11 protein-coding genes are annotated in these 10806 nt (G+C 70.5%); 6 read left to right on the plus strand and 5 right to left on the minus strand.

Annotation, left to right across the window (positions count from 1 at the left end):
• Window positions 1-116 precede the first annotated feature (116 nt).
• The gene (locus tag AB0J58_RS31940; RefSeq protein WP_364222819.1) at window positions 117-1112 is read right to left on the minus strand and encodes an acyl-CoA dehydrogenase family protein; all 996 of its coding nucleotides are present in this window, start codon (window positions 1110-1112) and stop codon (window positions 117-119) included.
• A gap of 187 nt (window positions 1113-1299) precedes the next feature.
• Here AB0J58_RS31940 and AB0J58_RS31945 point away from each other — a divergent pair, with 187 nt between their 5' ends.
• Window positions 1300-1866, plus strand: coding sequence for a hypothetical protein (locus AB0J58_RS31945; protein ID WP_364222822.1), 567 nt, complete (start codon window positions 1300-1302; stop codon window positions 1864-1866).
• Window positions 1867-1943: 77 nt separating this feature from the next.
• Window positions 1944-3689, plus strand: a complete 1746-nt coding sequence (locus tag AB0J58_RS31950) for a proline--tRNA ligase (RefSeq protein ID WP_364222825.1) — start codon at window positions 1944-1946, stop codon at window positions 3687-3689.
• An 88-nt stretch (window positions 3690-3777) separates the two neighbouring features.
• Here AB0J58_RS31950 and AB0J58_RS31955 read toward each other — a convergent pair whose 3' ends face one another.
• The 4 genes from AB0J58_RS31955 to AB0J58_RS31970 form a co-directional block, all read right to left on the minus strand.
• Window positions 3778-3981 carry a DUF4236 domain-containing protein gene (locus tag AB0J58_RS31955; RefSeq protein WP_343968950.1) on the minus strand — a complete coding sequence of 68 codons (204 nt, stop codon included), beginning with the start codon at window positions 3979-3981 and terminating at the stop codon, window positions 3778-3780.
• Between the two features lie 73 nt (window positions 3982-4054).
• The gene (locus tag AB0J58_RS31960) at window positions 4055-4249 is read right to left on the minus strand and encodes a DUF4236 domain-containing protein (RefSeq protein WP_343968952.1); all 195 of its coding nucleotides are present in this window, start codon (window positions 4247-4249) and stop codon (window positions 4055-4057) included.
• 174 nt (window positions 4250-4423) lie between these two features.
• Window positions 4424-4894 (minus strand): ferritin-like domain-containing protein, encoded by a 471-nt coding sequence (locus AB0J58_RS31965; RefSeq protein ID WP_364222828.1) that lies wholly within the window; start codon window positions 4892-4894, stop codon window positions 4424-4426.
• Window positions 4891-5373, minus strand: a complete 483-nt coding sequence (locus tag AB0J58_RS31970; RefSeq protein ID WP_364222831.1) for a hypothetical protein — start codon at window positions 5371-5373, stop codon at window positions 4891-4893. Before AB0J58_RS31970 ends, AB0J58_RS31965 begins: the two co-directional genes overlap by 4 nt.
• A gap of 192 nt (window positions 5374-5565) precedes the next feature.
• On the opposite strand from AB0J58_RS31970, the gene rimP reads away from it, so the two are divergent.
• The 4 genes from rimP (at window position 5566) to infB (ending at window position 10667) form a co-directional block, all read left to right on the plus strand.
• Entirely contained in the window at window positions 5566-6066 is a 501-nt protein-coding gene (rimP, locus tag AB0J58_RS31975; RefSeq protein ID WP_343968958.1) for a ribosome maturation factor RimP, read from the plus strand.
• An 11-nt stretch (window positions 6067-6077) separates the two neighbouring features.
• Window positions 6078-7085, plus strand: a complete 1008-nt coding sequence (gene nusA / locus AB0J58_RS31980) for a transcription termination factor NusA (protein ID WP_343968960.1) — start codon at window positions 6078-6080, stop codon at window positions 7083-7085.
• On the plus strand, window positions 7069-7371 hold the full coding sequence (locus AB0J58_RS31985) for a YlxR family protein (protein ID WP_343968962.1): 303 nt from the start codon (window positions 7069-7071) through the stop codon (window positions 7369-7371). Before nusA ends, AB0J58_RS31985 begins: the two co-directional genes overlap by 17 nt.
• A gap of 143 nt (window positions 7372-7514) precedes the next feature.
• Window positions 7515-10667, plus strand: coding sequence for a translation initiation factor IF-2 (infB, locus tag AB0J58_RS31990; protein ID WP_364222834.1), 3153 nt, complete (start codon window positions 7515-7517; stop codon window positions 10665-10667).
• Window positions 10668-10806 lie beyond the last annotated feature (139 nt).

Below are 10806 nucleotides of genomic sequence, written 5' to 3' on the forward strand. Positions count from 1 at the left end.
CCTCCGTTGTGTGTCCATCCGACCCCCGGCCGAGGCCCCTCACTTAACCAAGCGCTCGCTTGGCGAGATTACCAGCATGCCGGGACCTCAACAAGCCGACGCGTGAGGCGCCCTCCCTACAGGCCCGCGGCGGCGGCCAGGCGGGCGCGGTGCGCCTGCGGGGTGCCGAGGAGCTGGGCGTCCGAGGTGGCCCGCTTGAAGTAGCGATGGGCCGGATGCTCCCAGGTGACGCCGGTGCCGCCGTGCACCTGGATGTTCTCGCCCGCGGCGGCCAGGTAGGCCTCCGTGCAGTAGGAGCCCGCGACGGCGGCCCGGACGGGAAGCTCCTCCAGCGGGGCGCGCGCGGCGGCCAGGGCGGCCGAGCGGGCCGACTCGACCAACAGGAGCACGTCGGCGAGCTTGTGCTTGACCGCCTGGAAGGAGCCGATCGGGCGGCCGAACTGGTGGCGCTGTCTCGCGTGGGCCACCGCGGTCTCCAGGCAGCGGTCCGCCCCGCCCACCTGCTCGGCGGCCAGTGCGGCGACCGCCAGGTCGCGGACCCGCTCGTGCGCCGAGCCGGAGCCGATCCGGACGGCGGGGACGGCGTCGAAGGCGAACGCGGTGAGCGGGCGGGTCTGGTCCAGGGTGGGCAACGGCGTGCGAGAGGAGGGGGCGGCCTCGAGGAGCACGCCGCCCGCGTAGGCCAGCACCAGCTCGCCGTCCAGGGCGTACCGGGCGATCCCGGTCAGCCGGTCGCCGTCCAGCACCAGCTCGGCGTCGCCGGGGAGCAGCACGGTCGCGGTGACGGTGCCTTCAACGATCCCGGGGAGCAGCCTGGCCATGGCCGCCCGGTCGCCGGCGGCCTTGATCGCCTCCACGGCCAGCACCGCGGTCTGCAGGTAGGGGTGGGGCGACAGGGCGCGGCCGATCTCCTCGCACACGACGGCCGCCTCGGCCATGCCGCAGCCCGCGCCGCCGTACTCCTCGGGGACCGCCAGGCCGGCCACGCCCAGCTCGGCGGCGAACCGGACCCAGGGGGCGTCCGGGTGCCGGGCGAGGAAGGAGCGGACCGCGTCGCGGAGCTCCAGCCGCTCTTCGGAAAGGGGTGGGGAAACGCTCGCGAAAAGACTCACGGCAACAGCATAACCAAGCGCTCGCTTGTCTCGTGAAGTTTGCCTCCCTCTGGGTGTTAGCGCAGGTCAGATATACTGCCGGTGGCCACGAGTACATGTGATCGGGGGATCGGTGGCTTTGGTAGAACGCAACTACACGCTTGACTTCGTTGCGGGGGACCGACGGGATCGCGCCATTCTCCGGCACATGGTCCTCTCGCTCTTCGTGGGGATGCTGCTGGGTGGCGTCGGAGCGCTGTCGGCCTACGGGCCCGGCCTGCCCAACGCGATCTACAACCCGTACGCGTACGTCCTCCTCGCCGTCGTCGTGGGACGGACCGCGGCCGGTTTCGGCTGGGCGGTGCTCTCCAGTGTGCTCGCCGCGTTCGGAGTGCTGCTCTCGACGCTGAGCGCCACCCTCTTCGAACCGGGGGACTGGCTCACCAGTCTTGGCGACGACGGCGCCACGATGAATCTCACGGTCGTCAATCTCGTGACGATCGGGGTCCTCTCCTACCTCACCAAGCGCCCCGACCGCTGGGGAGGTCTCGCGGCCGGAGGGGCGGTCGGGCTGGCCCTGTTCGAAGGCACCGACAAGATGATGCCCGGCCCCGAGTTCGTGCCGGGCTTCTGGCCATGGGGGGCGGCGGTCATGCTCGTGCTCGCGGTGGGAATGCTGATCTCACTGGCCCGCAGGCGTGACCGGATCTGCTCCGCGCTGATCGCGCTGGCCCTCGGGGCCTTCCACTTCGTCTTCTTCACCACCGGAATCTAAAGCGGTCGATGGCAGACAATCGGCTTGCCGGACTCGATAGCCTGTAGAGCATCGATCCCCACTAGCTAGGAGTAGCCGTGCTGCTGCGCATGTCGTCGCTGTTTCTTCGAACGCTGAGGGACGACCCGGCAGACGCGGAAGTCCCGAGCCACAAGCTGCTCGTCCGCGCCGGTTACGTCCGCCGCGTCGCCCCCGGTGTCTACTCCTGGCTCCCCCTCGGCAAGACGGTCCTGGAGAACGTCACGCGCGTGGTGCGTGAGGAGATGAACCGCATGGGCGGCCAGGAGGTGCTCTTCCCCGCGCTCCTGCCCCGTGAGTACTACGACGCGACCGGCCGCTGGACCGAGTACGGGGACACGCTCTTCCGCCTCAAGGACCGCAAGGGTGCCGACTACCTGCTCGGTCCCACCCACGAGGAGATGTTCACCGACATGGTCAAGGGGGAGTACTCCTCCTACAAGGACTATCCGGTGACCCTCTACCAGATCCAGACGAAATATCGGGACGAGGCCAGGCCCCGGGCCGGCATCCTGCGCGGGCGCGAGTTCGTCATGAAGGACTCCTACTCCTTCGACCTCGACGACGAGGGTCTCAAGCACTCCTACGAGCGCCACCGCGAGACCTACATCAAGACCTTCGACAGGCTCGGCATCGCCTACAAGATCTGTTTCGCCACGTCAGGCGCGATGGGCGGGTCGGCCTCGGAGGAGTTCCTGGCCCCCGCGGCCACCGGCGAGGACACCTTCGTGGCCTGCCACGACTGCGGCTACGCGGCCAACGCGGAGGCCGTCGTCACCCCCGCCCCGGCTGTCGAGGGCGCCGGCGAGCGTCCCGCCATGCGGGTGCTCGACACCCCCGACACCCCGACCATCGAGTCGCTGGTCAACCACGTCAACGAGCACCACGGCCTGGGCATCACCGCCGCCCAGACGCTCAAGAACATCGTGGTCAAGGTGACCGTCCCGGGCTCCGGCAAGACCGAGACCCTGGTCGTCGGCGTGCCCGGCGACCGCGAGGTCGACTTCAAGCGGCTGGAGGCGTCCCTGGCCCCCGGCGAGCCCGCCATCTTCGAGGCCGAGGACTTCGCCAGGCACCCCGGCCTGGTCCGCGGCTACATCGGCCCGCAGGTCCTGCGGGATCTCGGCATCCGCTATCTCGTCGACCCCCGCGTGGTCGACGGCACCGCCTGGGTGACCGGTGCCAACGAGCCGGGCAAACACGCCGCGGACGTCGTCGCGGGCCGCGACTTCGTCGCCGACGGCACCATCGAGGCCGCCGAGGTCCGCGCGGGCGACGCCTGCCCGGTCTGCGGCTCCGGCCTTTCCATCGACCGCGGCATCGAGATCGGCCACATCTTCCAGCTCGGCCGCAAGTACGCCGACGCCGCGAAGCTCGACGCCCTCGGCCCCGACGGCAAGCCGATCCGCATCACCATGGGCTCCTACGGCGTAGGCGTCTCCCGCGCCGTGGCCGTGCTGGCCGAGCAGCGGCACGACGAACTCGGCCTGCGGTGGCCCCGCGAGATCGCCCCGGCCGACGTGCACATCGTGGGCACCGGCAAGGACGGTCAGATCGAGGCCGCTGTGGAGATCGCCGAGGAACTGGAGGGGCGCGGCCTGCGCGTTCTGGTGGACGACCGCCCCGGTGTCTCGCCGGGCGTGAAGTTCAAGGACGCCGAGCTGCTCGGCATGCCGACGATCCTGATCGTCGGCCGGGGCCTCGCCCAGGGCGTCGTGGAGCTGCGCGACCGCGCCACCGGCACCAAGGAGGAGATCCCGCTCGCCGAGGCGGTCGACCGCGTCGCCGCGGCCTGCCGGGAGTGAACCCGCGGGTTCGTCCCGCGTCACCGCGCATGTGAAGGAGCGGCCCACCCGCGCGGGTGGGCCGCTCCTTCGTGTCCGTGGTCCCGTCTCAGCGGTGACGGTAACGGGAACTCCGGCCGATCGTCCTGCCCACGTGGAATCCGCCGGGCAGGTTGACGGTCACGTGTTTGCGGCCGTCGGGAGTTCTCGCGATGTGGAATCTGCGATTACCGAAGCCGTGGCCGACCCCTCGTGGAGACAGGTCGATCCGGAAGGGACCGATTTTGATCGACTTTCTGTATCCCCAGCCCATTGTTCTCTCCCCGAACCTCGTGCCGTGTCAGAAGAACGACCGGCGTTCGCGAACGGTTCCCGGGAAACGCCCGTCAGCGGCGCGCGCCGCCGCCGATCGTCTTGCGCCAGTGGAATCCGCCGGGCAGGTTGACGCTCAGCGTGCGGCGCCCATCTGCCGTCTTGGTGACTCTGAAGGCGCGGTTTCCCCAGCTGTGACCCACTCCACTCCGCGAAAGGTTAAGACGGAACGGACCGAACTTCATGGATTTCCGGTATCCCCAGCCCATTGCTCCTCCTCAGGCGTGTTTCACGGAGATTCAGCTACCCGGCAGGCACCGTACAAACATGCTCGAAAGCGGTTTTGAATCTCATTTCACGAACGCCGGGGCCGTAATCAGGCGTCGATACCGCGCTGACCAGCTTGTCACTCCGGGAAACGGGAAAGCGGCCATCGGTGAAAGTCAATCGGTGGCGGTCGCCGGAGGGGAGACGGTGGGTGAGGAGCCCGGGGAGGCGGCGGGCGCGGGCGGCATGCCGGGGAAGGTGTCGATCTCCGGGCGCAGGCCGTAGGAGCGGGTGACGCACTCCTGCATGGCCAGCGCGGCCATCTTGCGCAGCGCCGTGTCGGCGGAGGCCGTCAGCTCCAGGTAGGTGCCGGTCACCCTCCGCTCGACCAGCACGGCCAGCTCCACCGCCTGCGCCGCCGTGGACGGCGTGACCGGGAGCTCGTAGACCGCCGTCGGCTCGGCCGGGGTGCCGCCCATCTCGATGATCATGGTGCGGAGCTGGTCACGGCGGGCGCGGTGGGCGTTGTAGGCCGCCGTCATCTCGGTGCGCAGCCTCCCCGTGCTCCTGGCTGCGATGACTCCGTACGCGTACACGGCGGCATGCTCGGCCGCCAGCGCCGCTTCGAGTCCCCGGTCGGCCCTCACAGCGATCTCGACAGGGCCAGGGCGTGCGCGGCCTCGCAGGCGCCGATGGACGCGATCAGCTGGGCCAGCGGGGGCGAGGCCCCCTCGACCTGCCGGGCACGGAGCGCGGCCGCCCTGCGCTCCAGATCGCGAAGGGCCCGCACCGACACCTTGCCGCCCGCGGACGCGCCGCCGGAGAGCGAAGGCGAAGGGGTGGGTGTCGCGGAGGCGGAGGCGGCGGGCGGGAGGCGGCGGCGGAGCTCGGCCAGATGGGCCTCGTGCCGCCGCCTGAAGGGCACGAGCCTGGCCGAGGGGGCCGAGGCGTACAGGGCCACTGTCCGCTCCTTGCCCGCGATCAGCTCCCGCAGGAGCACGGTCTCGGGATCGGGACGCTCGGCCACCGGAGGCACCCGTTCCTCGGCGGCGCAGCCCGCGGCGGCCACGGCCGCCACCCCGAGAGCGCCGCCCCGCAACAGGGCGCGCCGGGAGACGGAACGCACGGACGACCTCCGGTTCTGTGTCGGCAGCTGACGCACCTAGCATCGTACGGGCTTGGAATAATGGCACCCACCTCGCTTCTCGGACGGCTCCGCCACACCGAGTGGCGCTGTTTCCACGCCCTGGTGTGGATAGGCTGGTTAATCGCATGGGCGAGGTCCGCCCGGCTGAGATCGTGACAATGGGAGGTCGGCATGGGCAACGCCACATCCCGCGACCGCCTGATGAAGCTTCTGGAACCTGTCGTCGGAGCCGAGGGGCTCGACTTGGAGGACGTCACGGTCACCCCCGCGGGCAAGAGGCGGCTGCTGCGTGTCGTCGTCGACCGTGACGGCGGTGTGAGCCTCGACGACGTCGCGGAGGTCAGCCACGCGGTCTCCGCGACGCTGGACGCCGACGACGCGATGGGAGGCGCCCCGTACGTGCTGGAGGTCTCCTCCCCGGGGGTGGACCGCCCGCTCACCGAGCCGCGCCACTGGCGCCGCGCGGTACGGAGGCTGGTCAAGGCCGACCTGAGGGACGGCACCGCCGTGGAGGGCCGGATCGTCGCCACCGACGAGACCGGCGTGGAGCTGGACGTCGACGGCGCGCCGCGCCGCATCGACTATGAGGACCTGACCCGAGGACGGGTTCAGGTGGAATTCCGCCGGCTCGACGACGCCGAAGACGACGGCGAAGACGGCGACGAGGGCTAAGGGGGAGCCTCGTGGACATCGACATGAGCGTCCTGCGCAGCCTGGAGCGGGAGAAGGACATCTCCTTCGACCTGGTCGTCAAGGCGATCGAGGACGCGCTGCTGATCGCATATTTCCGGAGCGAGGGCGCGGCGGCCAAGGCGCGCGCCGAGCTCGACCGCAAGTCCGGGCACGTGACCATCTTCGCCGCCGAACTCGACTCCGAGAGCGGGGAGGTGCTCAGGGAGTTCGACGACACCCCGGGCAACTTCAGCCGCATCGCCGCGACCACCGCCAAGCAGGTCATCCTGCAGCAGCTCCGTGACGCCGAGGACGAGATCAACTTCGGGGAGTTCGCCAGCCGCGAGGGCGAGCTGGTGGCCGGCGTCATCCAACAGGGCAAGGACCCGAGGGTGGTCCTGGTCGACCTCGGCAAGATCGAGGCGGTGCTGCCGCACAGCGAGCAGGTCCCGGGTGAGGAGTACGTCCACGGCGAGCGGATCCGCTGTTACGTGGTCCAGGTCAAGAAGGGGCACAAGGGCCCCTCGGTGACCCTGTCGCGCACCCACCCCGGGCTGGTGAAGAAGCTCTTCGCGCTGGAGGTGCCGGAGATCGCCGACGGTACGGTGGAGATCGCCGCCATCGCCCGCGAGGCCGGTCACCGCACCAAGCTCGCGGTCAGGTCGCGGCGGCCGGGGGTGAACGCCAAGGGCGCCTGCATCGGCCCGATGGGCTCGCGCGTGCGCAACGTGATGACCGAGTTGCACGGTGAGAAGATCGACATCATCGACTGGTCGGAGGACCCCGCGGAGTTCGTGGGGAATGCCCTGTCACCGGCACGTGTTTCCCATGTAGAGGTGATCGATTCCGACGGCCGCGCCGCGCGGGTGACCGTGCCGGACTACCAGCTCTCCCTCGCCATCGGCAAGGAGGGGCAGAACGCCCGGCTGGCCAATCGCCTCACCGGCTGGCGCATCGACATCCGCCCCGACACCCAACCGGGGGACGCGGCAGGTTCCGCAGATGCGTCCACACGGTAAGCTGGAATATGGTGGCCAGGCTGCCCCACTGAGAACGTGTGTGGGGTGCCGGGTTCGCACGGTTTCCTCCGAGCTGCTCCGCCTGGTGGTGGTCGAGGGCGTCATAGTCCCCGACCTGCGAAGACGGCTCCAGGGGCGTGGTGCTTCACTGCATCCAACCCTGAGCTGTCTCGAACTCGCAGAGCGTCGCCGAGCGTTTCCGCGTGCGTTTCGCGTTGCGGTTCCGCTCGACCTGTCGCGGCTGCGTGGCCACCTGGAAGAGCAACAGGCTGAAAGGATCGGGTGAAATGGTTACCGACTGTCATGTAGGACGCCGATTTGATGGGCTGGTCAGATAGCTATGAGCGCCTGATGAGCATGCGGCGATGAGTACGTCAACGTAACGACGGTCCGGCGGCACCGCCTCCCGGGCCGAGACAAGGGAGTGCAGTGGCGAAGGTCCGGGTATACGAGCTCGCCAAGGAGTTCGGTGTGGAGAGCAAGGTCGTCATGGCCAAGCTCCAGGAGATGGGCGAGTTCGTGCGTTCGGCGTCCTCGACTATCGAAGCACCGGTAGTCCGCAGGCTCACGGAAGCGCTGGGCGGCCCCAGTAAGGGTTCGTCCGACAGGGGCAGAGGCCCCAGGCCGCCTCAGGCGGCACCTCGGCCGGGTGACGGCCAGCCGAACGGCGTCTCCTCGGCGCCGACATCCATCCCCAAGCCGGGACCGGCCCCTCGGCCGGGACCGCGACCGGGTCCCGTACCGGCTCGTCCCGCGGCGCCCGCGCCGCAGGCCCCGCCGGTCGTTCCCAGGCCGGAGCCCCAGCAGGCGCAGCCGCCGCGGCAGCAGCCGCCGCAGGTGCAGCCGCCGCGCTTCGAGGCGCCCCGCAGCGACAGCGGCCGCCCGGCGGCCTCCGGTCCCAAGCCGGGCCCGCGGCCCGCTCCGCGCCCCGGTCCGGCGGCGCGCCCCGAGGCACGTCCAGAGGGTCGTCCCTCGGGTGGCCCCGGCGGAGCGCCCTCGGGGCCCAGGCCCGGTGCCGGCGCGGGTGCGCCCAAGCCGGGTCCGCGTCCGGGCCCGCGTGGTCCGCGCCCCGGTAACAACCCGTTCTCGTCGAACGCCAGCGGCATGGGCCAGGCCCGTCCGCCGCGTCCCGGCGGTCCCGGCGGTCCCGGTGGTCCCGGTGGCCCCGGCCGCGACGGCGGCCCCGGCGACAGGGGGCCGCGCCCCGGTCCGCGTGAGGATCGCGGTCCCCGCGAGGGTCGCGACAACGCCGGTCCCCGTCCGCCCGGCGCCCGTTCAGGTCCGCCCGGTGCGGCCGGCCCGCGTCCGGGTCCCGGCGCGGGTGGCCCGCGTCCCGGTGGCGGTGCGGGTGGCCCCGGCGGTCCGCGTCCCGGTGGTCCGCGACCCAGCCCGATGATGATGCCGCAGGGCCGGCCCGCCGGTCCCGGTGGCGGCGCGGGCCGTCCCGGTGGCGGCGCCGGCGCCGGTCGCCCCGGTGGCGGTGCCGGTCGTCCCGGCGGCGGCGGCGGTCGTCCCGGTGGCGGCGGCGGTTTCGCCGGCCGTCCGGGTGGCGGTGGCGGCGCTGGTCGTCCCGGCACCGGAACCGGTGGTCCCGGTGGCGGTGGCGGCGGTTTCGCCGGCCGTCCCGGTGGCGGTGGCCGTGGCCGCGGTGGAGGCACCGCGGGCGCGTTCGGCCGTCCCGGCGGACGTCCGACCCGCGGTCGCAAGTCCAAGCGCCAGCGGCGTCAAGAGTTCGACAACATGCAGGCCCCGGCGATCGGCGGCGTGCAGGCTCCTCGCGGCAACGGGCAGACGATCCGCCTGTCGCGTGGCGCCTCCCTGTCGGACTTCGCCGACAAGATCGGCGCGATCCCGGCGTCCCTGGTGCAGATCATGCTGCACCTGGGCGAGATGGTGACCGCCACGCAGTCGGTCAACGAGGAGACGCTCCAGCTTCTGGCCGCCGAGCTCGACTACAACCTGCTTGTGGTCAGCCCGGAGGAGGAGGACCGCGAGCTCCTGGAGACCTTCGACATCGAGTTCGGCGAGGACGAGGGCGACGAGTCCGACCTGGTCGCGCGCCCGCCGGTGGTGACCGTCATGGGTCACGTCGACCACGGTAAGACCAAGCTGCTCGACGCCATCCGCAACACCAACGAGGTGGCGCAGGAGGCGGGTGGCATCACCCAGCACATCGGTGCCTACCAGATCGCCGCCGAGCACGAGGGCGAGGACCGGAAGATCACCTTCATCGACACCCCGGGTCACGAGGCGTTCACCGCCATGCGTGCCCGAGGTGCCAAGGTGACCGACATCGCCGTCCTGGTCGTCGCGGCCGACGACGGTGTGAAGCCGCAGACCATCGAGGCGCTCAACCACGCCCAGGCGGCCGACGTGCCGATCGTCGTCGCGGTGAACAAGGTCGACAAGGAGGGGGCGGACCCGAGCAAGGTGCGCGCCCAGCTCACCGAGTACGGCCTGGTCGCCGAGGAGTACGGCGGCACCACGATGTTCGTCGACATCTCCGCCAAGAACGGGACCGGCATCGAGAACCTTCTCGAGGCCATCCTGCTCACCGCGGACGCCGAGCTCGACCTGCGGGCCAACGACACGATGGACGCGCAGGGCGTCGCCATCGAGGCCCACCTCGACAAGGGCCGTGGTCCGGTCGCGACCGTGCTGGTCCAGCGCGGCACGCTCCGGGTCGGCGACTCGATCGTCTGTGGCGAGGCCTTCGGCCGCGTCCGGGCGATGCTCGACGACAAGGGCGAGGCGATCCAGGAGGCCGACCCGTCCCGTCCGGTGGCGGTCCTCGGTCTGACCGCGGTGCCGGGTGCCGGTGACAACTTCATCGTCGTCACCGACGACCGGATGGCACGCCAGATCGCCCAGCAGCGCGCGGCGCGCAAGCGCATCGCGGACATGGCCAAGTCCGGCCGTCGCCGCACCCTCGAAGAGCTCTTCAGCGAGATGGAGAAGGGCCAGGTCGACGAGCTCAAGCTCATCATCAAGGGTGACGTCTCCGGTTCCGTCGAGGCTCTGGAAGACGCGCTGCTCAAGATCGACGTCGGTGACGAGGTGCGCCTGCGGGTGCTCCACCGCGCCGTCGGTGCGATCACCGAGTACGACGTCAACCTGGCGGTCGCCGACGACAACGCGGTCATCATCGGCTTCAACGTGCGTCCCGAGGTCAGGGCGCGCGACCTGGCCGAGCGCGAGGGCGTCGACATCCGCTACTACTCGGTCATCTACCAGGCGATCGAGGAGATCGAGGCGGCCCTCAAGGGCATGCTCAAGCCGGAGTTCGAAGAGGTCCAGATGGGCACCGCGGAAGTCCGCGAGGTCTTCAAGGTGCCGAAGATCGGCAACATCGCCGGTGCTCTGGTCCGCTCGGGCACGATCGTCCGCAACAGCAAGGCCCGTCTCATCCGCGGCGGGGTCGTCATCTCCGACAACCTCACCGTCTCCTCGCTGCGTCGCTTCAAGGACGACGCGACCGAGGTGCGCGAAGGGTTCGAGTGCGGTATCGGTGTCGGCTACAGCGACATCAAGATCGATGACGTCATCGAGACCTTCGAGATGCGGGAGAAGCCGCGCGCCTGATGCCAGGACAAGGCGACAGGGCCGTCCGCCGGCCGCCCCCTCCGGGGCGCGCAAATGGGATCGTGGAGCTCGACCTGACTCCATGATCATCTTCTATGTGATCTGAACATCGACGCCGCCTCCGGGCGGTTTTTTCATG

It is taken from the genome of Streptosporangium sp. NPDC049644 (genome assembly GCF_040675205.1).
Classification (GTDB): domain Bacteria; phylum Actinomycetota; class Actinomycetes; order Streptosporangiales; family Streptosporangiaceae; genus Streptosporangium; species Streptosporangium fukuiense.

What these genes read in the sequence shown, in the direction of transcription:
- AB0J58_RS31985 (WP_343968962.1), top strand. Translation starts at nt 7,069, where the DNA reads ATGCGTCCACACGGTAAGCTGGAATATGGTGGCCAGGCTGCCCCACTG.
- AB0J58_RS31960 (WP_343968952.1), bottom strand. Translation starts at nt 4,249, where the DNA reads ATGGGCTGGGGATACCGGAAATCCATGAAGTTCGGTCCGTTCCGTCTT.
- AB0J58_RS31945 (WP_364222822.1), top strand. Translation starts at nt 1,300, where the DNA reads ATGGTCCTCTCGCTCTTCGTGGGGATGCTGCTGGGTGGCGTCGGAGCG.
- AB0J58_RS31955 (WP_343968950.1), bottom strand. Translation starts at nt 3,981, where the DNA reads ATGGGCTGGGGATACAGAAAGTCGATCAAAATCGGTCCCTTCCGGATC.
- rimP (WP_343968958.1), top strand. Translation starts at nt 5,566, where the DNA reads ATGGGCAACGCCACATCCCGCGACCGCCTGATGAAGCTTCTGGAACCT.